We start from the raw sequence: 26,165 nt of genomic DNA on the forward strand, positions 1-26,165 counted from the left end.
TCTACCCACGCATCCCACGCATTCCACGAATCGCACGAATCGCACGAATCGCACGAATCGCACGAATCTCGCGCCCCCCACGCCCCCCACGCCCCCCACGCCCCCCACGCCCCCCACGCCCCCCACGCCCCCCACGCACCGAGGCGCGTCCGGCGGTGACGGGCCGTGTGATTTCGCTGATCTGACGCGGCTTATCCGTGGATCACGACGAGCAGGCCGCGCGCGACCGACTTGCCGACATTCCGGATGGCATGGGCGCGGTCGGCGGGGTAGCGCGCGGTCTCGCCCGGTTTGGCGCGTCGTGCGAAATGTTCGACTTCGATGTCGACCTGCCCGTCGAACACGGTGAAGTGTTCCCGCGTGCCCGGATCGTGCGGCTCGGAGACAAGCGCCGCACCGGGCTGCAGGGTCAGTTCGTACCACTCATATTTGCCCGCCAGCTCCATCGGCCCGAGGATCTTCAACTGATAGGCGTGCTCGGCGCCTGCCAGCGTCGGGATTTCATGCTTGCCGATCACGCGCACCGGTTCCGGGTCGCCCGCCGGGGCGCCCAGCAGTTGGTCGAGCCGCACGCCCAGTGCATTGGCGAGCCGCCACGCCACGGCGATGGTCGGATTGGCCTTGTCGCGCTCGATCTGCGAGAGCATCGACTTCGACACGCCGGAAGCGCGCGAGAGCGTCTCGAGCGTCATGCCGCGCTCCTTGCGCAGTTGCTGAATCATGTCTCCGACGGGCGGCGGCGCAATCGGGGACACCGCAGATGCAGCGAGAGTACTTGCCATATGAGTTCCGGGATATTAGAATTTTCCAATATATTGAAATTGGTTCAATATATAGTATAGTTTCCGATAAGGTGAATGGATGCATGGTAGCAGAGCATGCGCCCCATTCACGAATGGCTTTCGATGCCGACCGGCATCTATTCAGCCCGCCAGATTCCTCGGATGACGCCACACAACGGCGCCGCCCAACGCACACAGGAGATGCGCACGATGACCGCACACGCCCCGGAGGCTCGCGAGGGCTTCTACCGCCAACTGACCGAACGACTGGAAGACACGCGCCGCCAGGGCCTTTTCAAGCAGGAACGCGTGCTCATGTCGCGGCAGGGGCCGGAGGTCATGTGCGACGACGGCCAGACGCGTATCAACCTGTGCGCGAACAACTACCTTGGGCTCTCAGGCAGTGAAGTGCTCGTCAAGGCGGCGCAGCAGGCGCTGGAAGACTTCGGCTTCGGCTTGTCGTCGGTGCGGTTTATCTGCGGCACGCAAGGCCCGCACAAGGCACTTGAAGCCCGCATCGCCGCGTACCTCGGCACCGAAGACGCCATCCTGTACGCCGCCGCGTTCGATGCCAATGGGGGTGTTTTCGAGCCGCTGTTCGACGAGCAGGACGCGATCATTTCCGACGCGCTCAACCACGCCTCGATCATCGACGGCGTGCGTCTTTGCAAGGCGCAGCGTCTGCGCTATGCGCACAACGACATGGACGACCTCGAGCGCCAGTTGCAGGCGGCGGCCGGCGCCCGTCATCGCATCATCGTCACCGACGGTGTGTTCTCGATGGACGGCACGATTGCCCAGCTCGACCGCATTGTGGCGCTGGCAGAGCAGTACGGCGCCCTCATCATGATCGACGAGTGCCACGCGACCGGTTTCATGGGGCCGACGGGGCGTGGCACGCATGAACATCACGGTGTGCTTGGCAAGATCGACATTATCACCGGCACGCTGGGCAAGGCCCTTGGCGGCGCGATGGGCGGCTTCACGGCCGGGCGACGCGAGGTGATCGAGACGCTTCGCCAACGCTCGCGCCCATACCTCTTTTCGAACAGCCTCGCGCCGGCCATCGTCGGCACGTCGCTCGCCGTATTCGACGAACTCGAGCATTCGTCGGCGCGTCGCGAACAACTGCATGAGAACACCGCGTATTTCCGTCGGGAAGTGGCGGCGCTGGGCTTCACGATCAAGCCGGGTACCCACCCGATCGTGCCCGTCATGCTCTTCGATGCGATGCTCGCGCAGCGTTTTGCGCAGCGACTGTACGAGTTGGGCGTGATCGCCACCGGTTTCTTCTATCCGGTGGTGCCGCAGGGCCAGGCGCGTGTGCGCGTGCAGCTCTCGGCGGCCCACACGCGCGATCACCTCACCCGCGCGCTGAGCGCATTCGCCCAGGCCGGCAAAGAACTCGGCATTCTCCAGCAAGGTTGAACATGGAACGCATCCTCATCATCGGCGCCAACGGGCAGATCGGCAGCGAACTCGTCGAAGCCCTCGCCGCGCAGTATGGCAACGAGCATGTCGTCGCCACGGATATCGCGCCGGGGCCGTCGCGTCATCCGGTGCATTACGAGACCCTGGACGTGCTTGATGCACCCCGTCTGGCCGCGCTCGTCGAGCGCTTCGGCATCACCCAGATATTCCATCTGGCGGCGTTGCTCTCGGCGACGGGCGAGACGCGTCCCCTGCAGGCCTGGACGCTCAACATGAACGGCCTGCTCAACGTGCTGGAACTGGCGCGCGAGCGCACGGGACTGCGGGTGTTCTGGCCCTCGTCGATCGCCGCGTTCGGCCCGCATACGCCCGCGGTCGAAACGCCGCAGCTCGCCATCATGGATCCGACCACGATGTACGGTATCAGCAAGCAGGCGGGTGAGCGTCTGTGCGAGTACTACTTCACCAAGTTCGGGGTGGACGTTCGCAGTCTGCGCTATCCGGGCGTCATCAGTTACAAGACTCCCCCGGGCGGCGGCACGACCGACTACGCCATCGAGATTTTTCAGGCCGCGCGTCGCGGCGAGACCTACACGTGTTTTCTGAAGGAAGACGCGACGCTGCCGATGATTCACATGCCCGACGCGGTGCGCGCCACGCTGGCGTTGATGGGCGCAGACGCCTCGCGGCTGCGTGTGCGTTCGTCGTATAACGTCGCTGGCGTGAGTTTCGATCCGGCCACCCTGGCGGCGGCCATCGCGCGCCGCGTGCCGGGCTTCGCGGTGACATACGCCCCCGACTTCCGTCAGGCGATTGCCGAGACGTGGCCGCACACGCTCGACGACACGCATGCCCGCTACGATTGGGGCTGGCAGCCGGCCTTCGGTCTGGACGCCATGGTCGACGACATGCTCGCCAACGTACCGCTCGACTGGCACGCCCCGGCACTCGGACACGCTGCGTGACGAGCGAGCTGAGGGTGCCGAAACGCGGCAGGTCACGCCGACGGGTCTCCGGGCGCGGGTAGAAAAAGAGAAGACGGTTCGAACAAGGCGCGTGCGATGTCGAGTCGTACGCGCCTTGTTTCATTGTGCGCGGGTCCTGCCGCGAGGCTTACTTCGGGTGGTGGACCGCGTAGTAGGTGAGTGCGGCGAGAACCGCGCATGCCACAGCGTAGGCACGCCGGCGCCAGCGGTAGGCGGGCGTCAGGCTGAAGGCTCGTACTCGGCCAGCTTCTTTTGAATGGTAGTAGCTCATGTTGCGTCTTCTCGGATCCGATGCACGGTCTTCGCCGCGGAAAGAACCTGCATGACACGCCGTCGATGCGCCCCCCGGTGCATGACGCGCAGGTTCTCGCCCGATTATGCGACCGCAAAAAAACGACCGCGAATCAGTATCTTTACCGATAGGTGTGGCCTTTTTGACACGGTTGCGTCGACGCATCACATGTCTCGGCGACGGCTTTGAGCGAGGGCAACACACACATTGTCGGCGCCAGCCCCAACGGCAGCGGCCTGGCGCTCGGGTAGGCGTACACAGTGTCTCGCGGCGCGTGACTCTTGATCTGCGAAGCGAATGCAGATTCCACATTTCCCCGCTTGCGCGCCGCGGCACGCGCTGAAACAATGCGTGCAAACGGTGGCCACGTCGATGGCCACTTCCGAGTCGTTGTAGAGATCACGCCTGGGAGGGACGTGTCATGACGCGGAACACTTGCCGCACTATCGTTTGCGGCCAATGGGGAGCGGCCATCAAGCCCGCCGTATTCGCCGTCGTTGTCGCAGCATCGTGCGCGGCCAATGCCCAAGCGCAGGACGCCATGCTGCGCGCCAACAATCAGGTCTGGATCGGCGCAGGTGCCCAGCAGATGCACTACTGGGAGAACATCGCGCCCGGCAAGAGCGACGCCGAGCGGGGGACGACTGCCGCGTTCGCGTTGGGGGCGTCGACCCAGCGCCAGTTGTTCGGCGTGTCGAACCTGTACTTCAGCGGCTCGGTGCGCGTGGCGCATGGCAATGTCGATTACGGTGGTTATCTGCAAGATTTCGCGGGCCGTGTCGTCCAGCCGGACTATACGATGACCACGCGTTCGACAACCACGGATGTCACGCTCAAGGCCGGCAAGGCGATCCCATTCCAACTCGGCACCTGGAATGCGCAGGTGATCCCGTACGTGAGCTACAGCTATCGGGACTGGATTCGAGACAGTAGCCGCGATCCCTATGGTTTCTATGAGCGATATCGTCATCACGTGATCGGCGGCGGTCTCATGGGGCAGCTCGAAGTCACGCCGAAACTTGTCGCGACCGCCGACATTCGTGCAGGGGCCATGGTCGGCGCATCGATGACGCTCGCGGGCTCGCAGAACACGTTCAGCCTGGGCAGCAAGCCGGTCGTGGTGGCGGGCTTCGGGCTCGACTACGCGATCGCGCGCAACTTCCATGTGAACGCGACGTACGAGTGGTCGCGCTTCCAGTACGGCCGTTCGAGCGTCACGCAGGTGCAGCCGGGCGTGAACGCCTACGAACCCGATTCGAAGACGATCAACCAGACGTGGATGATTGGCGCGGGCTACGCGTTCTGATAAAGGACAACGCCGCGCGATCGGACGACCCGCGCGGCGTTATTTTTCCGGTAGTCGTACCCCGGTGAACTGCGATCAGGTCGCGCCTTCCACGTCCTCCAGACTGAACGTTTCGGTGTGGTCGTTATACGAGAAGATCTCGGCGTAGCGTCCCCAGTTGATAGCCGTGTCGAGCGTTTCCTGCGCGAGATCGTCCGACATCGAGTCTTCCAGCTCCTGCTCGAAGCGTACGCGCGGGGCACGCTGGCCGCGCCGCTCTTGCAGCACCGCGCGAATCTTCGCGGCGAGCGGCACATGGCGTAGCAGATGCTCGGCGAACAAGACCTTGCGTTCCTGCGTGCTCACGTCCACGAAGTGCTTGCCCGCGACGGTCAGCAAAAGGTCGCCTTCCTTGAGTTCCGCGAAGCCCAACTGGTCGAGAATTTCCGCGACGGGGAAGAGGTCGTCGACCTCCAGCAGCAGCGTCTGCGCGATGTCCGGCAAGTCGGCGCGGCCATTGTAAGGCGGGCCGGCGAGCGCTTCGAGCAGACCGGCCATCAGGTTGGTCGACACTTCGTGCAGCGGGCTCGAGAGTTCCAGCGGTATTTTTTGCGTGGTGTGTGCGTTGCGGCGCGACGTCATCAGCGCATAGATGTCGTCGACCATCTTGCGGAAGGTCGGATCGAGACGGTTGCGACGATGCGGGAACGGCACCTTGATCTCGGCCACCACGCGGCCCGGATTCGACGACAGCACCAGAATCCGGTCGCACATGAAGACGGCTTCTTCAATGTTGTGCGTGACGATCAGGATCGATTTGATCGGCAACTGCCGCTGGCTCCACAGGTCGAGCAGGTCGGTACGCAGCGTCTCTGCCGTCAGGACATCGAGTGCGGAGAAAGGCTCGTCCATGAGCAGCAGCGTGGGGTTGACCACAAGCGCGCGGGCGAAGCCCACACGCTGGCGCATGCCGCCCGAGAGTTCGCGGGGATAGGCGTTTTCGAAGCCGTCCAGACCGATCAAGTCGATGGCTGCGAGCGCGCGGCGACGCCGCTCCTTCGGCTCGACGCCAAGTGCCTCCAGCCCGGCTTCCACGTTCTGAAGTACGGTGAGCCACGGGAACAGCGCGAAGGTCTGGAACACCATCGCCACGCCTTCGGGCGGGCCTTCGAGCGGCTTGCCGAGGTAGCGGATGTCACCCGCGCTCGGCTGAATCAGACCGGCGATGATGCGCAGCAGCGTCGACTTGCCCGAGCCCGAGCGGCCGAGCAGTCCGACGATTTCGCCTTCGTGCAGTTGCAGATTCACACCGTCGAGCACCTGACGCTCGTCGCTGCCCTTGCGGAAGCCGCGGCTGACGTTGGCGAGCGAAAAGATCTCTTTTCCGGCGATCGGTTGGGTATCGTTCGGCATCACGGCCCCTTCAATTCAGGCGAAGCTTGTTTTCAGCGATGGCGTACATCGGGCGCCACAGCAAGCGATTGAACAGTACGACGAACAGCGCCATCACGGCGATGCCCAGCAAAATACGCGGATAGTCGCCCGCGGCCGTCATTTGGGCGATGTATGCGCCCAGACCGTGCGCGGCGACCTTGTCGTCGCCCCACTGCACGTATTCCGAGACGATGGACGCGTTCCACGCGCCCCCCGACGCGGTGATCGCGCCCGTCACGTAATAGGGGAAGATGCCGGGCAGCATCACCTGACGCCACCACTGCCAGCCGCGAATGCGGAAGTTGGTCGCAGCTTCCTTGAAGTCGTTCGGGAAGGCCGTCGCACCGGCAATGACGTTGAACAGGATGTACCACTGCGTACCCAGCACGATGAGCGGGGAGAGCCAGATGTCCGGATTGGCGTGGAAGTGGACGATCGCCACGACGAAGATCGGGAACAGCAGATTGGCCGGGAACGCGGCGAGAAACTGGGCAAGCGGCTGAATACGCTCGGCAAGCTTCGGACGCAGCCCGATCAGCACACCCAGCGGTACCCACACCACCGACGCCAGTGCGATGAGGACCACGACACGAATCAGTGTAATCAGGCCGAGGCCGAATACGTGCAGGACTTCGGAGGCACCGACTTCGGCCATGACGAACGCGCAGATCTTCCAGGCGGCGGACAGGCCGAGCACCACGAGTAACGCGGCCCAAAGCCCGTCGATGACACGTGAGAGCGCGGTCTTCGATTCCGAATGTATCGCGGCAGGCAGCGAGATCGGCAGGCGCATGTGGGCGAGCGTGCGCAGCAGCTTGCCGAACGGGCGGAGCAGGAACTGAATCGCCCGGGTGCGCTGAATCACATTGAGCACCCACGACTCGGGCGCGGCCTGCGAGACGGTGTCTTCAAGCCGGAATTTGTCGGACCAGGCGACCATCGGCCGGAACAGAAACTGGTCGTAAATGACGATGACGACCACCATTGCCAGAATGACCCAGCCTACGGCGTGCAGATCGCGCTGGACGATGGCTGTGGCGAGATAGGCGCCGATGCCCGGCAGCGTGACGGTCTTGTCGCCCACGGTGATCGCTTCGGACGCCACCACGAAGAACCAGCCGCCCGACATGCTCATCATCATGTTCCAGATGAGGCCCGGCATCGAGTAAGGCACATCGAGTTTCCAGAAGCGCTGCCACGGCGAGAGGCGCAGATTCACGGCGACCTCCGACAGATCGCGCGGCTGTGTACGCATCGACTGGTAGAACGAGAACGTCATGTTCCACGCTTGGCTCGTGAAGATCGCGAAGATGGCGGCGCATTCGGCGCCGAGCACGCGTCCCGGGAACAGGGCGAGGAAGAAGGTGACGGTAAACGAAATGTAGCCCAGCACCGGCACCGACTGGAGAATGTCGAGCATCGGCACCAGCAGTTTCTCGGCCCGTCGGCTCTTGGCCGCGAGCGTACCGTAGACGAGCGTGAAGACGAGCGAGGCGACCATCGCGGCGAGCATGCGCAGCGTGGTGCGCAAGGCGTACTCGGGCAGGTTGGCCGGGTTCAGCGAGATGACCTCGGTCTGCAGGTCGGCAAGCGGCGCCCAGGTCTGGCGAATGCCCGACGAGCTGACCATCAGAAATCCGATGATGAGCGGGAAGGCAATGAAATCCCAGCGGTTGGGCAGCAGGCGTCGCGCAGTGGCGGGGATGAACGGACGGGCTACGCGCGTCATCAAGACCTCGTGAGGATGAGGGGTCGGACAGATAACAGGACTCGACGTCGGTGCGTGGCACGGCAGCGACGGTGCGCGCGCGCAAGGACGGCAGCGGATGCTACCAGATTGCCCGGTAAAAATATGTTAAAGCGCGTGCCGCAGACTGGCAAACCGGGTCTGGGGCGAGCGATTGTGGTTTTTATGTTGCACTGCGGTAGGGTTGCGTTCCGACAGGCGATACCGCTGAGCGCGCGCGGTGTTTGTCTGCCTTGCGCAGGCGCGGGCTCGGGCCGGTAATTTTGCGGTCGCGCCAGCACGAGAATGTTGCTTTGAGGATGTGAACTTTATGGGCGTTGCGCAGACCAATTCCCACGGCTTGCTTCGCGCCGTGCGGTCGTGTAGTGTGCACCGCTCGATCGGGCTACGGCGCCTGTGGCCTGGGTGGCAGGACGCTCGGGCTGTCGTGTCGCATGCCGGCCCGTCCCCTCAAATACCAAGACAAGCAAGGATGCGCCGCATGACGACGCCATTGGATGCGCGTTGCGAGCGTGCACGACAACTGAGTGCCGCCGGCCGGCTCGACGAAGCGATTGTCGAGTTGCGCCAAGTACTGAAGCAATCTCCGGAATTTCTGCCTGCCCTTGAGGGGCTGGCTTATGTCTCATTGCGCACGAGCGCCTTCGAGTCGGCCGCCGACGCGTTTGATCGCCTGATCGCGCTTGTGCCACAACCGGGGGCGCAGGCGAGCTTCGACGCAGCGATGGCCAGCTTGCAGGCCGGGCGTCAGATGCGCGCCGAGGCGCTCTTCGAAGCAACGGTGCAGCAGTCGCCGGACGTCATTGGCACGATGCATACCATTGGCCTGACCTGGGCGCAGGCGGGTGACAACGCGCGCGCGCTCGTATGGTTCGAGCGCACGTCTGCCAAGGCTCCGGCGCTGTGGCAGGCGCATTTCAACCGAGGGCGCGCGCTCGGCGCACTCGGCCGCCACGACGAAGAGATCGACGCTTACCGGTTGGCGAACGCCATTGCCCCGCAGCAGCCCGATCCGCTGGTGAATCTTGGCGTGGCGCTGCGTGAGCGGCAGGCGTTCACCGACGCACTGCAGTGTCTGCACGAGGCCGTGAAGCTCGCGCCGACGCATGCGGGAGCTCGCACCAACCGGGCGCAGACCCATCTGCTGCTGGGCGATTACGAGCACGGGTGGCATGACTTCGAGTGGCGCTGGCAGGACGGTGGCCAGCAGCGACGCTTCAGCGACAAGCTCTGGGACGGCAGCGCGCCGCTCGCAGGCAAGACGGTGTTCGTCTATAGCGAGCAGGGGATTGGCGATACGCTGCAGTTCGCTCGGTTCGTGCCGCGTCTGGTTGCACGGGGCGCGAACGTCGTGCTGTCGGTGCAGGCGCCGCTCGTCACCTTGCTTGGCGGATTCGCGCGCGGCGTGACGGTGCTGGGCGAGCGTATGCCGGTGCCGTCGTTCGATTGGCAATTGCCGCTGCTCAGCTTGCCGCATTTGTTGAACGTGGGGAGCGACGTGGCGGTGCGTTCGCCGTATCTGCGCGCCAGTGCCGGGCGGGAAATGATTTGGCGATCGATGCTCGGCAAGCCGCCGGAAGGCGCGTTGCGGGTGGGCTTCGTGTGGCGCTCGCATTCGGCGCCTGGGCGTGGCGATGGGGGACTCGAGCAATGGGCGCGGGTGTTCGGCGTCGACGCGCAGTTCTACGCGTTGCAGGTCGACGCAACCGATGACGAGCGCACGGAATTGGCGAAGTATGCCAACGTACGCGACATCGGGGCGAAGCTCAGCGACTTTGCCGAGACGGCGGCGGTCGTCGCGCAGATGGATCTCGTCATTGCGGCAGACACGGCGGCGCTGCACTTGGCTGCGGCATTGGGCAAACCCGTCTGGGGGCTTATCGACTTCACGCCCGACTGGCGTTGGCAGTTGTCGCGCAGGGACAGCGACTGGTATCCGTCGCTCAGGCTTTACCGCCAGTTGCAACGCGGCGATTGGGATGGCGTGATGGCGCAGGTCGAGGCCGATCTCACTGCCCTTGTGCAAGGAACTCGGGCGGCAGTGGCGGCGCAGTAAGGTCGATGCAGGGCGACGCCGTTCGGCTTGGCGCCGGGTCGGCCGGCATGGGTTGGCGCTCGTGCCGGCCGAATTCCGCTGATTCCCGCAAAATTTTGACAATGGCTGCCGGTATCAGCCGGTATCAGCCTGTATGAGCCGGTATCAACCGGCATCGGCCTGATTGGCGTCGTCGTCGCGCAGACGCGTGAAGATGTTCCAGCTCGCGATGAACAGTGCGGCGATGAGCGGTCCGATCACGAAGCCCGTCAAGCCGAAGAGCGACATGCCGCCGAGGGTGGAGATCAGCACGACCCAGTCGGGCAGCTTCGTGTCCTTGCCCACGAGAATCGGACGCAGCACGTTGTCGACCAGGCTCACGATGGTGCCGCAGAATGCAAACAGCACCACACCCCTCCAGACTTCCCCCGAGGCCAGCAGCCATACGCCGACGGGCACCCACACGACGGCCGCGCCCACGGCGGGCAGCAGTGACAGGAATGCCATCACGACGGCAGCAAGCACAAAGCCCTGAATGCCGAGCACCGCGAAGATGAAGCCACCGAGCAGCCCTTGCACCACGGCGACGGCGATGTTGCCTTTGACCGTTGCGCGCACGACCGTGGTGAACTGCCGGAGCAGTTGGCTTTTGTGACGTTCGTCGAGCGGTATGGCGCGTCGCACCATCGTGCCGAGGATCATGCCGTCGCGCAGCAGGAAAAACAGCAGATAGAGCATGACACCGAAGCTCACGAGCAGTTGGGCTGTGTTCTGGCCGATGCTCAAGAGATGGACGGCGACCAGACGGCCGATCTGGGCTGCGCCGTCGGCGAGCTTTTGCTGGATAGCGTTGACGTCCTGCACGCCGGCCAGGTCCATCAGGCGATGCACGTTCGCGGGCATCCGGTCGAGCAACTGCTGGAAGGCGATCGTGAGTTGCGGCAGATCGGCACGGAAGCGAACGAGCGCTGTGCTGATTTCCTGCGTCAGCATGCCCACGACGAGCGTGAGCGGCAGGATCACGATGAGCATGATGAGCGCAAGCGTGGCGATCGCGGCCAGGTTTCGCCGACCGCGCAGGCGGCCGAGCATACGGCGCTGCACGGGCAGGAATAGCACGGCGAGGATCGTCCCCCAGAAGATGGCGCCGAACAGCGGAAACAGAATCCACCCGAACACGACGGTCACGACGAACAGCATGAGGTGGAAGAATTTGCGCTGGTCGCTATGGCTCGTCATGAGGTTTCCTTGCAGGTGACTGCGGCCTGGAGGGCACGCCAGTCGTTTTTATATCAGAATCGGCGCTCGGGCCGAATTCCCGGATGATTTGCGCGACGAGCGGATGACCTTCGCCGCGTCGCGAGCGAATGGCGTGGATGTCTTCGAAGACATGGTCGGGGCGGCCGAGCCAGCGCAGGCCGCGCAGCAGGGAGATGTCGCCCGCGCCCGCCTCGCTCAATGGAAAAACGCCCATGCCACGCGTGGCAAAGACCGCCATGAGGGCGCTGTCCTCGAATTCGCCGACGAGATTGGGGCGAATGCCCTGTGCCTCGAACCATTGATCGAGCCGGGCGCGCAGCGCGGAATGACCGGTGGGCAGGAGGGTGGGCAGGTCGGCCAGGCACTGAGGAAACGCGTCGCGCGACGCGTTGCGCACGAGCGACGCGGGGCCATACCAGTCGACGGGTGATTCGACCAGGCGTTCGCTCGAGAGGCGCAAGGTTGGGTTGTAGGGGGCCGGCTGGCTCGCCAGCACGAGGTCGAGCTTGTGCAGCGCGAGTTCGCCGAGCAGTTGTTCGTGTTCGCCTTCGTGGCACACGAGCCGCAGCGATGGCGTGTCGAGCACGGGTGCCAGAATGGCGTGCGCAGCCAGTTTCGAGATGCCGTCGGCCAGCCCGACGGCCAACCTTGCTGCGCGGCCGCTTGCGGCTTCGCGGACTTCATCGGGGATCGACTGACCGAGGCGGAAGATTTCCTCGGCACGCCGAAAGGCCGCTTGCCCCGGCTCGGTCATCGCAACCCCGCGCCCGGCGGGCTTGAGCAATTGATGGCCAAGCGTCTTCTCCAACTCGCGAACCTGGGCGCTGATGGTTTGCACGGCCATATCGAGGCGTTCCGCAGCGCGAGCAAAGCCACCTTCCTTGACGACGACCCAAAAATAGTAAAGATGACGGTAGTTCAACATATTGATGTGGACTTCGGAAAAACCGAACTATTGCGAAGTATATAGCTGGTTTTTGCGAAGCATGAGATCTAGGATGATGCTGTCCTGAATCCGCGCTCTGTGAACTTGTGCGGAAAAATGAAGGGAGGCGTCCGCTGCTGGGGAGAGTGGGCGCTCCGATAACTCTAAGGAAACTCTGGCGCACATATGGACTATCTACTTGCTTTGGCGGTTGATCCGGCGGTGTGGGCGGCGCTTGTCACGCTGGTGGTCATGGAAGTGGTGCTTGGCATCGACAATCTGATTTTCATCTCTATTCTGACCAACAAGCTGCCGGTATCGATGCGTGCGCGCACGCAGCGCATGGGCATTGCGTTGGCGTTGATCATGCGTTTGGCGTTGCTTGGGACGGTGGCGTGGATTGCCAAGCTGACGACGCCGCTCTTCGAGATGTTCGGCCACGGATTCTCGTGGCGCGATCTGATCCTGATCTCGGGGGGGCTGTTCCTGGTATGGAAGGCGACGAAGGAGATGCATCACCATGTGGCGTCGACGGCGGACGATGAGGATGTGTCGGGAGAAGGCACGTCAGCGGCGGGTGCGATGGTGACGATCACGGCGCGCTCGGCCGTGATGCAGATCCTGGCGCTGGATCTGGTGTTCTCCATCGACAGTATCGTGACGGCGGTGGGTATGACGGAGCACATCCCGATCATGTTTGTCGCGGTGATTGCGGCGGTGACGGCGATGTTGTTCGTGGCGGGGCCGCTCTCGCGCTTCATTGCGGCGAACCCGACGGTGGTGATGTTGGCGTTGGGCTTCCTGCTGGTGATTGGTATGACGCTGATCGCGGAAGGCTTTGGGTCGCATATCCCGAAGGGTTACATCTACGCGGCGATGGCATTCTCGGCGTTCGTCGAGGGTCTGAACATGATGACGCGCCGTGCGAAGGCACGTCGCAAGGCAAAGGAGACCCGCGTGTTGCACTGAGCGGTGCGGACGTGAGCACGTGAAAACGTGAGCAAATCAGCAGATGAGCGCGGTGCCGGTGAAAATCGGCACCGTTTTTTTATGTCCATGAAGTTCGGCGTTTGCGAGGTTGAATGAATGGAAATGCAGGTTTGATTCGCGGCGAACTGGACAAGCTGATCGAGCGTACGGACGGTGTTGGGGGGAGGGGCGGCGCAGTCGTCGTGCGGGGATGACGACAGGCGTTATCGCCAGGATTCGCAAGCGTATTGGGACGATCATGAGCATGGCAATCGCACGATGCGTCGCGGTTGCGACGATCGTCGTCGTAAGACGAAGTTAACAGTGGAGATATTCGACCCCGATTGACGTTGCTTGGAAAAATACGTTCGGCCTAGAGCACCGAACGTTGGCCGCGAAGTCGGTGAATGAATCGATTTGCGGGAAAACGGTAGCTTTGCGGCGCGACAGCAAACGGCTTCCATTGCTGGAAGCCGTTTTCGTATTTCGTGGCGAAACAGGAAATCGAACCTCTGACCTGCGCATTATGATTCGGCGTGAGATGCGGTAAGTTTTTGAAAATGATAGACATTCGACCGAAGCTAATCAGAGATTGCTTAACATCAAAAGTTTAGCTAAATTTCGATCAACCCGGATAAAACGGAGCACTATACTTCGGCTGCCCCGAAAACTGGGGGAAGTTCAGTCCAGACCAAGTGAGTCGCGTTACTGAGTCCACTTTCCGGTATTCACGGATTGCCGCTGGAACTGGCCTTGCTTCCTGCGAGTGGCCTCTGGCTTACGCCCCGATATGGTCCAACTCTGTGGGTAATGGGGCCGGAGAATATCTGTGCACGCGTGCCTTTGCACTTCCACGAGAACCATCATCAACAAGAGAATGTCGCCCGTATCGGGACACACATCAGTACCGACCTGAACCTGATATGGAATTTCAGATTTCGGAGTGCGAATCAGATCCAGAGGTACAACACTACCCGTTTCAGGAACCTGAGCATGGAATTCATACGACACTTATTCGGTAGCCAGCCGTTGCTTGCACTCTTTGTCACGATTGCCCTCGGCTACCTTGTCGGCAAAATCAAAATAGGAAGCTTCGTACTTGGGGGCATTGCTGGAACCTTGCTCGTTGGTGTCATCATCGGCCAGCTTGACGTCAATATCGACAGCGGGATCAAGAACATCTTTTTTGCACTGTTCATCTATGCGGTCGGGTTCCAGGGCGGCCCGCAGTTCTTTCATGCGCTTAACCGACGCTCTCTAAATCAGCTCGCTTCGTCCTTCATCATGTGTCTGACCGGTCTGCTTTGCGTGCTGGCCGCTGCGTGGATGTTTGGACTGGACCGGGGAATGGCAGCAGGTCTCGCGGCAGGGGGGCTGACGCAGTCCGCAATCCTCGGTACGGCCGGCGACGCGATAGCAAAGCTGGGACTGTCACCGGAACTCGTCAAGACCATGCAGACCAACGTCGCTGTCGGGTACGCCGTTTGCTACATCTTCGGCTCGCTCGGCCCGATCATTATGGTCAGTTGGTTCTTGCCGATGATCATGAAGTGGGATATTCGTAAGGAGGCTGTCAACCTCGCCAAGGCAATGTCGGGAGGCCGAACGGAACTCGATCCCGGACAGTTCAATGCTGTCAGGGATATCGCCACTCGCGTCTATGAAGTAGCCGCGAACAGCAAGGCGGTCGGCAAGACGGCGCTGACACTGGACAAGGAGCTTTCCGATGCCGCTGTAGAAGCTGTGTTCCGCAATGACACTTCAATTGATCTGACCGATGCAACACTGATTCAGGCGGGCGACCGGATCGCGGTGACCGGCAAGGTTGATGTCATGAAAACCGCCGGTGACTTATTCGGTAAAGAGGTCGCCGCACCGGATGGCCTAGCGCTGGTTGAAGAGAATCGCGAAATCATTCTGACTAATCGCGCCCTCGGTGGCCGAGCCGTCGATGAGATTCACGACCACGTCAATATCGAAACGCGTCACGGCGTCTTTTTGACTGCGGTAAAGCGGATGGGACGGGATCTACCGTTGCTGAGCAAGCTGCAACTGAAAACTGGCGACGAACTGCACTTCACAGGCAGTCCTGTGGACCTGGATCGGGTGCAAGCGAAGATCGGTTACAAGATCACCGCCGCTGCTGTCACTGATTTCATTTTCTTCGGCATCGGCATGCTGGTTGGCATCCTGATCGGCATGATCGAATTCAAACTCTGGGGCGTCCCGATTTCGATCGGCAGCGGAGGCGGCTGCCTGCTATCCGGTCTGCTGTTTGGGTGGATGCGCAGCGTACATCCGAAATTTGCTGCGCTACCCGTTGGCGCCTCCAACTTCCTGCGTGACTTCGGGCTGGCCGTGTTTGTCGGCGTCGTGGGTATCGGGGCCGGGCCTCAGGCTCTGATTGCTATAAGGCAGTACGGTTTGACGCTGTTCTTTCTCGGCGTTGCCGTTACGCTGATCCCTCAGGTCGTTACTTTCTTCTTCTCTTACTACGTTCTGCGCATCCAAAACCCCATTGAGGCGCTGGCGTGTGTTGCCGGTGGTCGCAGCGCGAACCCCGCTTTTGCGGCATTGCTGGCCAAGGCTGGCAACGCTACGCCGGTTGTCTCATTCACCGTCACCTATGCCGTGGCCAACGTGTTCCTGACACTCTGGGGGCCGGTCATTGTCGGCGTCATTACCAAAAACGCCGTTCTCTAACATTACCGATACGAGGCCTATCATGCCAAAGCAGGATTTCAGTCGGTTTGCCAATCTGAGCCCGTTTGAACTCAAGGATCAGCTAATAGAAATTGCATCGTCGGATGCCCAGCGATTGATGCTCAACGCAGGACGTGGCAATCCCAATTTCCTGGCTACGCTACCGCGTTGGGCTTTCCTCAGTCTGGGTGAATTTGCGATGCAGGAGGCGCAGCGGTCATATTCTTACCTGAACAGCGGTTTCGGCGGCTTGCCCGAGCACGAGGGTATCGCGCAGCGGTTCGAGACATACGCTGGCAACCATGCCGGAAGCGAAGGTGTCTGTTTCTTACGCTCGGCGATCTCCTACGTCAAGGATCAGCTCGGGCTTGATCAGGACGCGTTCCTGTTTGAAATGGTCAGCGCATTTCTCGGTTGCAATTACCCCACCCCTCCGAGAATGCTTGCGCATACCGAGGAGATCGTCAAAGCGTATCTCGCGCAGGAGATGTTCGGGCAGGTGCCGCGCAGCGGCGATTTCTCCGTATTTGCCACCGAGGGCGGGACGGCAGCAATGACCTACATTTTCCAGAGTCTGCGGGAAAATGGTTTGATCAAACCGGGCGACAAGATAGCCATCGGGACGCCGATCTTCTCGCCGTATCTGGAGATTCCCGTTCTCGCCGACTATGGGCTTGAGATCGTTGATATCCGTATGGATGAACATTCCAACTGGCAACTGCCGCAGGCAGAAATCAACAAGTTGATGGACCCGGCCATCAAGATATTTTGCCTGGTCAATCCGAGCAATCCTCCTTCGACCAAACTGTCTGATGCGGTTCTGGACCAATTGGCCAGCCTGATTGCAACCCGTACTCCCGACCTCTTTATCGTCACCGACGACGTGTATGGCACATTCGCCGATGATTTCGTGTCGATTTTTGCAAAGTGCCCGCGCAACACGCTCTGTGTCTATTCTTTTTCCAAGTTCTTCGGCGCCACAGGATGGAGGCTTGGTGCGATCGCGCTACACGAAGACAATGTGTTCGACGCGGCATTGGCTGCCTTGCCCGAAGAGCAAAAAAAGCAGCTTGATGTGCGGTATGCCTCTCTGACGACGGAGCCCCGAAAACTACGTTTTATTGATCGTATGGTGGCGGACAGTCGGGCGGTGGCGCTGAATCATACGGCCGGCCTGTCTGTGCCGCAGCAGCTCCAGATGGCGCTCTTTGCATTGAACGGCTTGATGGATCGCGAACATCGTTACAAGAATGCCGCCAAACAACTGATACGACAGCGGTATCTCACACTCTACCGAAACATGGGCGTCAAGGTTGCGCACGAACCCAACGATGTCAACTACTACACCCTGATCGATCTTCAGGAACTGGGCGGTGCATTGTATGGACCTGAATTCGAAGCCTGGTTCATCAAAAGCGACCTGGGAACCAGTTTCCTGTTCCGCCTCGCGCAGGAAACTGGCGTCGTGCTTTTGCCCGGCAATGGATTCGAGGTCGTCGATACGTCGGCGCGTGTGTCGCTCGCGAACCTGACGGATCGCGAATACGCATCCATCGGGAAGTTCACGCGCCAGGTTCTCGACGAGTATTACCAGGACTTCCAGAAGAGCCGGCAGCAATAAGAGTCCAGTCAAGGTGTGCCGATGCCGGGCATCGTCACACCTTGACACTGGCGCACCGTTCGTCGGCGGATCTCGTCAGTAATGAACTGCGGATCTGTCGATAGGCGAGCTTCGGCAGTACAAGATTCAGGAAAACGAACTGACCTATCTTACTGGCGCACAAATTCGTCTACTGGTTGCTGCATTATCGACAGCGCGAAATCCGCACGTGCTCTTGATTACAAAAGTCTGCCTATCGACTGGTGCGCGCTGGAGTGAAGCGGAGGAGCTTCAGATATCGCAGATAGGGGCAGGGATTATTCAGTTCGCAAGAACGAAGTCGGGAAAGGTGCGAGCAGTGCCAATTTCCGATGAGCTTCAGGATGAGCTTCAGGATGAGCTAAGGGCGCACCATAAAGCGGGCGACTCAGGCGAGAGGGTTTTCGGATATGCCTGGTCAGCGTTCCGGGAGGGAATAGAGAGGGCGGGAATTGCCTTGCCAGACGGGCAAATGACGCATGCGCTGAACGAAATCGTCTGCGGACATTGCGGCATACCGGGTTCTCACATGCGAGAACTACTCTGCGGGAGCTTACTCCCCTTCCTCCAGATCAAGTTGCCCCTGTGCTTTCGCCGGATCATCGACAAGTTGGTCGGACGAAACGGCACTCATGCCAATAGTCCGAGCGAAGTTGCGAAGCCCCTTGTCGTCGGAGTAAATGCAGGTCGCACTACGGCTGCGCGCAATGGCCACGATTTGGTGATCGAATTTCACCTTGCTCCAAGCCGCGTTTTGCTTTCCCTTTTTATTTCCAGAGGACAGCGCGGCTCGAATGCTAATCGAACATTCGATCGCAGCACGCTGATCGAACGGGACGACCTCAAAACCGGACGATCGACTAAATCCGTCAGCCAGTTCAGGAGCGTGGACTAGAAGCTCCGACAACGCAGGCGTCGGGATGAGGATCTTTGTCCGCGTTTGATGAAGACTGCGTACAAGAAATTCCAAGCGCTCTTTCTTGTGCTGCTCTGTCTTGCGAGGTGTCAGGAGACTGATCAGAATTCCAGCATCAAAAACGACCATTAATCGCTTCCCCGGATTTTTTGATGTTCTTTTAGCGGGTCCTCGAACTCCGCCCATCCATTCCCCGAATGTAATGCGAGCTTTGCGAACACCTCGTCAACTGGCGTCTCATCCAGCTCTTCAAAATGCGCGATGTGGAAACTTACCAGACTCCAGTCGCCTTCGGTCGAACGCTCCCATACTCCCTGTCCGTGAACGCGAACCGGCTTGCCGAGGTAATGGCTGACAAGCGCTCGCGCAGTCTCGGGTGTCGTATCGATTCCCTTATAGATCGTCTGGTTATCGAGCGATTGCAGCCACACCGGGATTGTCCTGTCTGTGCCACCGATGCGGATGACTATGCCGTCAAGGCAACCCGCCTCGCGCAGCCTATAGAGTTTTTCGTCAGGAATATCGCGGCCGGGAAATTTAACATAGACGACGTTCCCCGCCTTCAGTGTCGCCTTGGCATTGTCCGCCTTCAAAAGACGATTGATTGCCTCGAATGGCTTCCGAATGTCATCCGGCGCGTCAATCGAGTGTGCAAGTTGTAGTCGCGCTTGCACCTTTGGTATGGCTGGATAATCGACCTTTGCCTGGGGAATTGCGCTCCCCTTCCTGACGCTCGTGAAGTGGACGTGCTCATGGCTACCGAGCAAGTCTGCGAGCTGAGTCAAATACTCCGCCAGCCGCGACATCGGGAGAGTGTCCGGCGTAAAAGCGTCGATTCGAAATTGGATGAGTTCGGTCTTGTCCATGGCGCGGCCTTCATTTGATTATAAGGTGAAGATCGCTCGCAAGCCTACTGGTCTGTAGTGCCGCTGACGTTTGGGACGGTTGACACTTCGTTGACAGTGCGCAGAAACGACAAAGGGTTAGCCGAAGCTAACCCTTTGTTTTATTTGGTGGCGAATCAGGGACTCGAACCCCGGACCTGCGGATTATGATTCCGTCGCTCTAACCAACTGAGCTAATTCGCCGTAGAAGAAAGATTATAGGTAGGGCCCTATGGGCTGTCAATATCTTTTTTCCAAACGGCAAAAATAAACGCAACCGCATCCCGACCACCTCCCTGTGCCCGTGCCAGAAAAGACAACGCCGAGGCCCGAAGGCCCCGGCGTTGTCGATCCGTTCAAGCGACCGGGTCGATTACCCCATCAGTCGTTGGCGTAGATATCGACGTCCTTCGTCTCCTTGATGAAGAGCATGCCGATCACGAAGGTCGCCAGGGCGATGACGATTGGATACCACAGCCCCGAGTAAATGTCCCCGTTGGTTGCCACGATCGCGAAGGCCGTGGCCGGCAGGAAGCCACCGAACCATCCGTTACCAATGTGATACGGCAGCGACATCGACGTGTAGCGGATGCGCGTCGGGAACATCTCCACCAGCATCGCGGCAATCGGGCCGTATACCATCGTCACAAAGATCACCAGAATCGTGAGCAGAACCACGACCATCGGCTTGTTCATCTGTGCCGGCTCCGCCTTGGGTGGATAGCCGTCCGCCTTGAGCGTGGATGACATGTTCGCCTCGAACGCCTTGACCGCGTCCTTCGCGTCCGCCGCCTTGCCGTCGACCGATTGAATCACCTTGTCGCCGATCTTCACCGTCGCCATCGTGCCGGCCGGTGCCGCTACGTTGTGATAGTTCAGACCGGAACGCGACAGATAGCTCTTGGCAATGTCGCACGAACTGGTGAACTTCGAGGTGCCCACCGGATTGAACTGGAACGAGCACTCGTTCGGATCGGCGATCACCGTGATCGGCGAGCGAGCAGTTGCAGCTTCCAGAGCCGGGTTTGCATAGTGCGTGAGCGCCTTGAAGATCGGGAAGTACAGCAGTGCCGCGATCAGACAGCCCCCCATGATGATCGGCTTGCGTCCGATCTTGTCCGAGAGCGCACCGAAGAACACGAAGAACGGACTGCCAATGAGCAGGGCCACCGCGATCATGATGTTCGCCGTGTTGCCATCGACCTTCAAGACCTGTGTCATGAAGAACAACGCATAGAACTGACCCGTGTACCACACGACTGCCTGGCCCGCCGTCAGGCCGACCAGCGCCAGAATCACGATCTTCAGGTTCTTCCATTCACCGAACGACTCCCTGAGCGGCGCCTTCGACCCCTTGCCCTCAGCCTTCATGCGCTGGAATGCCGGCGATTCGCTCAGTTGCATGCGGATCCACAGCGACACCAACAGCAGCACCAGCGACAGTACGAACGGCACGCGCCAACCCCAGTCGCCGAACGCCTCTTCGCCAATCACCGTGCGGGTGCCGAGAATCACGAGCAGCGAGAGAAACAGACCGAGCGTGGCCGTCGTCTGAATCCACGACGTATAGAAGCCGCGACGGCCGTGCGGCGAATGCTCGGCAACGTACGTGGCGGCACCACCATATTCGCCGCCAAGGGCCAAACCCTGCAGCAAGCGCATGGCGATGAAGATCACCGGCGCAGCAATCCCCCACGACCCGTAGCCCGGCAGCAAACCGACCACCAGTGTCGACAACCCCATCAGCGTGATGGTCACAAGGAACGTGTACTTGCGGCCAACCAGGTCGCCAATGCGCCCGAACACGATGGCACCGAACGGACGTACCGCAAAACCCGCCGCGAACGACAACAACGTGAAAATGAAAGCCGCCGTCGGGTTGATGCCCGAGAAGAAGTGCCTGCTGATGAAAACGGCCAGCGACCCGGCCAGGTAGAAGTCGTACCACTCGAACACCGTGCCCAGCGACGACGCGAAGATAACCTTCCTTTCTTCGGCAGTCATCGGCGCATGGGAGGTGGCTGTCGTTGTAGTAGCCATGCGGTTGTCTCCTGTAATGTAAGCACGCCCCTGGGACGTGCCCGGGCCGCTACAACTGATTATTGGAGGACAACCTTACCGCCGTCTGACGCCAAACTGACTCGAAGCTTACGCTGCTAGGGGCTTACCCTCGACTTTGACCCGAAATGGCACGTATTTAGCGTGTTTTTGTCATGCATGCGGGTTTTCGATAGGGGTGTCTGCGAGGGGGAGTGTCACCCGAATGAGCGTGCCGGTTGCTTCGGGGTGCTGCGCGTCGACATGGTCGAGTACGCTCACATCGCCGCGATGGATCTGCACGATCTCGCGCACGATGGCGAGGCCGAGGCCGCTGCCGTCGCTGTCGCTGCCGAGAATGCGATAGAAGCGCTCGAACACCCGAGGGCGCTCCGACGCCGGAATGCCCGGCCCCGTGTCTTCGACTTCAAGATGCACGAAGCCGTCGGACGCTTCGTACCGCAGACGAACCGTTACCTTGCCACCCAATGGCGTATAGCGGATCGCGTTATCGATCAGGTTGTTGAGCAACTCACGCAGCATCACCGGCTGACCGGACAGGTGCACCGGGAATGGCGGCTCCTCGAAGCCGAGATCGATCCGTTTGGCGAACGCCGCCTGGAACCAGTCCTGCATGGCGTTACGCGCAAGCACGCTGAGATTGACCGGCGTGAAGGCCGAAGCATCGTTGGCGCTGTTCTCCGCGCGGGCCAGTGCCAGCAACTGGTTGACGAGGCGTGCCGCTTGCTGCGAGCTCACCGCAATCTGCGAGAGCGAGCGACGCAATTCGTCGGGGGACGTTTGACGCAAGGCAAGTTCGGCCTGCATGCGCAGTCCTGCGAGCGGTGTCTTGAGTTGATGAGCGGCGTCCGCAATGAACCGCTGCTGGAGTTTCATGTTCTGCTCAAGCCGCCCGAGCAGATCGTTGAGCGACGCCACGAGTGGCGCAATCTCCGGCGGTGCCTGGCGCGCTTCGAGTGGCGACAGGTCGTCGGGACGCCGGGCGCGTATGTGTTCTTGCAGCGCATGCAGCGGAGCAAGGCCCCGCGACAGACCGAACCACACCAGCACGATGGCCAGCGGCAGGATCACGAATTGCGGCAGGATCACCCCCTTGATGATCTCGTTCGCCAGTTGGCTGCGCTTGTCGAGCGTCTCTGCAACTTGTACGAGCGCCATGCTGCCGGGGGGCGCCACGTGTGGCAAATCGACATAGGTGAACGCTACGCGAATGTCGTTGCCGCCGATGGTCTCGTCGCGAAACTGGACCACGCCCGGCTGCGGTCGGTCGTCTTCATGCGGCAGCGGCAGGTCCGCAGTACCGCCGACGAGTTCCCCCTTCGCCCCGAGTACCTGAAAGTAGACGTTATCGGTCGCGTCGGCGCGCAGCAGGTCGCGAGCCGGCATGGGCAGCGTCAGTGTGACCTGTCCGCGATCGGAATGAACTTGCTGGGCAAGGACGTAAGTGTTGGTCTCGAGCGCCCGGTCGAACGGCCCGTTGGCAATCGATTTCGCGACGAGATACGTCACGGCAATACTCATCGGCCAGAGCAGGAGCAGCGGCGCGAGCATCCAGTCAAGGATCTCGCCGAACAGCGAACGAGGCGGCGGGTCCGCCTCGTGCTCGAGCGGCGCGCCAAAGCCGGGGCGCACGAACGGATCAGTGTACGGATCCGCGTAGGGATTGGCGTAGGGATCGGCGTAGGGGGCGGAGTCAGGCTCGGCGTAGGGGGCGAACGGATCGTCGGCGCCGGAGAGTGGGGGGGCGTCACGTTTTGCGGACACGCCGCCTGCCGAACGGGACGATTGAGCGGAAGCGTCCGAGTCTGCGGGGGTGGCGCGATGAGGGTGACGAAAGCTCGGACGCATCGGGCGGGAAGGCTAAAGTGGCAGGGACGGCGGGCGCCGCTCGACGCACTACGCTGGTTGCGACGCTGTCAGGCTGCGTTGGCCGGAGCGGCGGCCGGCTTTTCCAGACAATACCCCAACCCGCGGATCGTGGCGATGCGCACGCCGCTCGGCTCGATCTTCTTGCGCAGCCGGTGCATGTAGACCTCGATGGCGTTGTTGCTGACCTCTTCGCCCCAGCCGCACAGGTGGTCGACGAGTTGTTCCTTGGAGACGAGCCGGCCGGTGCGCAGCAGCAACACTTCGAGCAACTCGAGTTCGCGAGCGGACAGGTCGAGCATCTGCTCATGAATATAGGCGGTGCGCCCAACCTGATCGAAGCTGAGCGGGCCGTGACGGATGACCGTCGAGCCGCCGCCCGCACCGCGCCGGGTCAACGCCCGCACGCGGGCTTCGAGTTCGGCCAGCGCGAAGGGCTTGGCCATGTAGTCGTCTGCGCCGAGGTCGAGACCTTTTACGCGGGCGTCGACGCTGTCCGACGCCGTCAGGATAAGCACCGGCAGATGGGAATTGCGCGCGCGCAACCGACGCAGGACTTCGTGACCGGGCAAGCGGGGCAGACCAAGGTCGAGAATCAGCAGGTCGAACGTCTGGGCGGAGAGCGCGGAATCGGCTTCGAGCCCGGTCTTGACGTGATCCACGGCGTAGCCCCCCTGGCGCAGCGAGCGGATCAGGGCATCGGCCAGAATGCTGTCATCCTCTGCGATGAGAATTCGCATGGGCGTGATAGGCTTGTGTAGGCACCGTCGCCTGACGGCAGCGGTGTGTCTCCTGTGATGTTGCGGCGCGTGGTTCGCGGCTTTTTTTGTCGTTTCGGCGCTTTCTGACAACAGGCACTTGCAAAGAGCACTGGTTTTTTATACAGTACTGGCAATCACGCCTCACTCGAGCCGTCTCGCTCATCATATCAAAGGACGATTCATGGAAGAAAGCAAGAAAGGGTCTGCCAATCTGTCGGCCGAGAAAGGCAAGGCGCTCGCCGCTGCCCTCGCGCAGATCGAGAAGCAATTCGGCAAGGGCTCGATCATGCGTCTGGGCGACAGCGAGGTCGAAGCGGACATCCAGGTCGTCTCGACGGGGTCGCTTGGGTTGGACATCGCCCTTGGCGTGGGAGGACTGCCGCGCGGCCGCGTGATCGAAATCTACGGGCCGGAATCGTCGGGTAAGACGACCCTCACGCTGCAAGTCGTGGCGGAAATGCAGAAAATCGGCGGTACCTGCGCGTTCATCGATGCCGAACATGCGCTCGATGTCGGGTACGCAAACAAGCTGGGCGTCTCGGTGCCGGAACTGCTCATTTCGCAGCCGGACACGGGCGAACAGGCACTCGAAATTGCCGATGCGCTGGTGCGCTCGGGGTCGATCGATCTCATCGTCATCGACTCGGTGGCAGCACTTGTGCCGAAGGCCGAAATCGAAGGCGAGATGGGCGATTCGCTGCCGGGCTTGCAGGCGCGTCTGATGTCGCAGGCGCTGCGTAAGCTGACCGGCACCATCAAGCGTACGAACTGCACGGTGATCTTCATCAACCAGATTCGCATGAAGATCGGTGTGATGTTCGGCAACCCGGAAACGACAACGGGCGGTAACGCGCTGAAGTTCTACTCGTCGGTGCGTCTGGACATTCGCCGTATCGGCTCGATCAAGAAGGGTGACGAGGTCGTCGGCAACGAGACTCGCGTCAAGGTCGTCAAGAACAAGGTGTCGCCGCCGTTCCGTGAAGCGATTTTCGACATTCTTTACGGTCAGGGGATTTCGCGCGAAGGTGAAATCATCGATCTGGGCGTGAACGCCAAGGTCGTTGAGAAGGCGGGCGCCTGGTACAGCTATAACGGCGAGAAGATCGGCCAGGGCAAGGACAACGCACGGGAATTCCTGCGCGAAAATCCGGACATCGCCCACGAGATCGAGAACAAGGTGCGTGCATCGCTCGGCGTGACGGCGATCAACGAAACCGGCGAGATCGAAGCAAGCGACGAAGCCTGAGGCCCTGCCATCGGAGCGGCAACGTGAAGCCAGATGGCGTCGCGTTGCCGTTTTTGCTTTCCGCGCCCCCCTGCTTTGATTTCGCCACGATGAGGTCATGATTACTCGCCGCCTTCCCAGAGATCCGAATGCACCGCCGCCGCAACCCGGCGACGAAGCGGTTGCGGTCAAGCCGTCCCGCAAACCCGCTCTGAGCCTCAAGGCGCGCGCACTCTCGTATCTTGCCCGCCGCGAGTACAGCCGGGCTGAACTGCGCCGCAAGCTGGTGCCGTACGCCGACGCCGAGAAACCTGAGGCGCTCGATCACGTACTGGATACCCTTGAGCAGGAGCGCTGGCTGTCCAACGAACGGTTTGCCGAAAGCGTGGTGAACCGGCGCGCGTCGCGCATGGGGACGACGCGTATCGTTGGAGAACTCAGGCAGCATCAGGTCGATGCCGAGACCGTTGCCGCGCTCGCGGAGCGACTCCGTGAGACTGAACTCACCCGCGCCCGTGCGGTATGGCAGAAGAAGTTTGGCGAGATCGCCTCGACGCCCGAAGGGCGAGCCAAGCAGATGCGCTTTCTCGCCTCGCGCGGTTTCTCGCGTACCGTTATCAGCAAAATCGTGCGTGGTGCCGACGAATTTTCAGACGACCTATAACGTGCGTTCCATCGCCTTCCTGATAAATAAGTTGTCATTCACCGGTGAGATGCCCTGACCCCTGCGAGCGTGCAACCTCGCATGCATGCCGGCGTGACATAACGCCGAATCTCGCGTGACGCGTCGTGCCACGGTTATCGCGATATGGCGTTGCACCATACGGCCCTCGGTTGACGAATTGCGATAACCCGACCAATGAGTCGGTTAATTCGGCCTTATGCGACGGGCTTCTGCTGCGCTGCGGCAGAGACCCTCGTCGCCTATGCTAGAATTAAGACCTTTCTGCGTTCATGCATTGCACAC

19 protein-coding genes, 1 tRNA gene and 1 pseudogene are annotated in these 26,165 nt (G+C 61.0%); 10 read left to right on the forward strand and 11 right to left on the reverse strand.

Features of this window, described 5'->3' with window-relative positions; all coding sequences use genetic code 11:
- Positions 1-191: 191 nt before the first annotated feature.
- A complete protein-coding gene (locus ACE3UG_RS07770) occupies positions 192-782 on the reverse strand; it encodes a helix-turn-helix domain-containing protein (protein WP_374621915.1) in 591 nt (196 codons plus the stop codon).
- A gap of 210 nt (positions 783-992) precedes the next feature.
- Here ACE3UG_RS07770 and kbl point away from each other — a divergent pair, with 210 nt between their 5' ends.
- The 3 genes from kbl (at position 993) to ACE3UG_RS07785 (ending at position 4,797) form a co-directional block, all read left to right on the forward strand.
- The gene (kbl, locus tag ACE3UG_RS07775; protein ID WP_374621917.1) at positions 993-2,210 is read left to right on the forward strand and encodes a glycine C-acetyltransferase; all 1,218 of its coding nucleotides are present in this window, start codon (positions 993-995) and stop codon (positions 2,208-2,210) included.
- A gap of 2 nt (positions 2,211-2,212) precedes the next feature.
- Positions 2,213-3,178, forward strand: coding sequence for an NAD-dependent epimerase/dehydratase family protein (locus ACE3UG_RS07780; protein ID WP_374621920.1), 966 nt, complete (start codon positions 2,213-2,215; stop codon positions 3,176-3,178).
- 734 nt (positions 3,179-3,912) lie between these two features.
- Positions 3,913-4,797: a hypothetical protein gene (locus ACE3UG_RS07785; RefSeq protein ID WP_374621923.1), complete on the forward strand. Its 885-nt coding sequence runs from the start codon at positions 3,913-3,915 to the stop codon at positions 4,795-4,797.
- A gap of 75 nt (positions 4,798-4,872) precedes the next feature.
- Here ACE3UG_RS07785 and ACE3UG_RS07790 read toward each other — a convergent pair whose 3' ends face one another.
- Together ACE3UG_RS07790 and ACE3UG_RS07795 are read right to left on the reverse strand one after the other, a co-directional pair.
- Positions 4,873-6,189 (reverse strand): AAA-associated domain-containing protein, encoded by a 1,317-nt coding sequence (locus tag ACE3UG_RS07790; RefSeq protein ID WP_374621926.1) that lies wholly within the window; start codon positions 6,187-6,189, stop codon positions 4,873-4,875.
- 10 nt (positions 6,190-6,199) lie between these two features.
- Positions 6,200-7,939, reverse strand: a complete 1,740-nt coding sequence (locus tag ACE3UG_RS07795; RefSeq protein WP_374621929.1) for an ABC transporter permease — start codon at positions 7,937-7,939, stop codon at positions 6,200-6,202.
- A 499-nt stretch (positions 7,940-8,438) separates the two neighbouring features.
- Between ACE3UG_RS07795 and ACE3UG_RS07800 the strand changes: the two genes are divergently transcribed.
- Positions 8,439-10,013 (forward strand): tetratricopeptide repeat protein, encoded by a 1,575-nt coding sequence (locus tag ACE3UG_RS07800; RefSeq protein WP_374621932.1) that lies wholly within the window; start codon positions 8,439-8,441, stop codon positions 10,011-10,013.
- A 144-nt stretch (positions 10,014-10,157) separates the two neighbouring features.
- Here the strand turns inward: ACE3UG_RS07800 and ACE3UG_RS07805 are convergent, their stop codons facing one another.
- Together ACE3UG_RS07805 and ACE3UG_RS07810 are read right to left on the reverse strand one after the other, a co-directional pair.
- Entirely contained in the window at positions 10,158-11,231 is a 1,074-nt protein-coding gene (locus tag ACE3UG_RS07805) for an AI-2E family transporter (RefSeq protein WP_374621934.1), read from the reverse strand.
- Complete coding sequence (locus ACE3UG_RS07810; RefSeq protein WP_374621936.1) at positions 11,218-12,177, reverse strand: LysR family transcriptional regulator; 960 nt, start codon at positions 12,175-12,177, stop codon at positions 11,218-11,220. Before ACE3UG_RS07810 ends, ACE3UG_RS07805 begins: the two co-directional genes overlap by 14 nt.
- A 186-nt stretch (positions 12,178-12,363) precedes the next feature.
- On the opposite strand from ACE3UG_RS07810, the gene ACE3UG_RS07815 reads away from it, so the two are divergent.
- From ACE3UG_RS07815 to ACE3UG_RS07830, 4 genes and pseudogenes are all read left to right on the forward strand, one after another.
- A complete protein-coding gene (locus tag ACE3UG_RS07815) occupies positions 12,364-13,146 on the forward strand; it encodes a TerC family protein (protein WP_374621939.1) in 783 nt (260 codons plus the stop codon).
- Positions 13,147-14,139: 993 nt separating this feature from the next.
- Positions 14,140-15,849 (forward strand): aspartate-alanine antiporter, encoded by a 1,710-nt coding sequence (gene aspT, locus ACE3UG_RS07820; protein WP_374621942.1) that lies wholly within the window; start codon positions 14,140-14,142, stop codon positions 15,847-15,849.
- Positions 15,850-15,871: 22 nt separating this feature from the next.
- Positions 15,872-17,470, forward strand: a complete 1,599-nt coding sequence (locus ACE3UG_RS07825) for a bifunctional aspartate transaminase/aspartate 4-decarboxylase (RefSeq protein ID WP_374621945.1) — start codon at positions 15,872-15,874, stop codon at positions 17,468-17,470.
- Between the two features lie 139 nt (positions 17,471-17,609).
- Positions 17,610-17,882, forward strand: a pseudogene (locus ACE3UG_RS07830) (tyrosine-type recombinase/integrase); the annotation flags it as partial.
- Between the two features lie 159 nt (positions 17,883-18,041).
- Here the strand turns inward: ACE3UG_RS07830 and ACE3UG_RS07835 are convergent.
- From ACE3UG_RS07835 to ACE3UG_RS07860, 6 genes are all read right to left on the reverse strand, one after another.
- Positions 18,042-18,533 (reverse strand): hypothetical protein, encoded by a 492-nt coding sequence (locus tag ACE3UG_RS07835; protein WP_374621948.1) that lies wholly within the window; start codon positions 18,531-18,533, stop codon positions 18,042-18,044.
- Positions 18,533-19,270, reverse strand: coding sequence for an MFS transporter (locus tag ACE3UG_RS07840; protein ID WP_374621951.1), 738 nt, complete (start codon positions 19,268-19,270; stop codon positions 18,533-18,535). The genes ACE3UG_RS07835 and ACE3UG_RS07840 overlap by 1 nt, the downstream gene beginning before the upstream one ends.
- A 145-nt stretch (positions 19,271-19,415) precedes the next feature.
- Positions 19,416-19,492 (reverse strand) — tRNA-Met (locus ACE3UG_RS07845).
- A gap of 177 nt (positions 19,493-19,669) precedes the next feature.
- Positions 19,670-21,328, reverse strand: coding sequence for an MFS transporter (locus ACE3UG_RS07850; protein WP_374621953.1), 1,659 nt, complete (start codon positions 21,326-21,328; stop codon positions 19,670-19,672).
- A gap of 171 nt (positions 21,329-21,499) precedes the next feature.
- Complete coding sequence (locus ACE3UG_RS07855; protein ID WP_374621956.1) at positions 21,500-23,194, reverse strand: sensor histidine kinase; 1,695 nt, start codon at positions 23,192-23,194, stop codon at positions 21,500-21,502.
- 68 nt (positions 23,195-23,262) lie between these two features.
- On the reverse strand, positions 23,263-23,952 hold the full coding sequence (locus ACE3UG_RS07860) for a response regulator (RefSeq protein ID WP_374621959.1): 690 nt from the start codon (positions 23,950-23,952) through the stop codon (positions 23,263-23,265).
- 202 nt (positions 23,953-24,154) lie between these two features.
- On the opposite strand from ACE3UG_RS07860, the gene recA reads away from it, so the two are divergent.
- Together recA and recX are read left to right on the forward strand one after the other, a co-directional pair.
- Positions 24,155-25,219: a recombinase RecA gene (recA, locus tag ACE3UG_RS07865; protein WP_374621961.1), complete on the forward strand. Its 1,065-nt coding sequence runs from the start codon at positions 24,155-24,157 to the stop codon at positions 25,217-25,219.
- Between the two features lie 97 nt (positions 25,220-25,316).
- Positions 25,317-25,862, forward strand: a complete 546-nt coding sequence (recX, locus tag ACE3UG_RS07870; RefSeq protein WP_374621964.1) for a recombination regulator RecX — start codon at positions 25,317-25,319, stop codon at positions 25,860-25,862.
- Positions 25,863-26,165: the final 303 nt, after the last annotated feature.

Source organism: Pandoraea sp., from assembly GCF_041919235.1.
GTDB lineage: Bacteria > Pseudomonadota > Gammaproteobacteria > Burkholderiales > Burkholderiaceae > Pandoraea.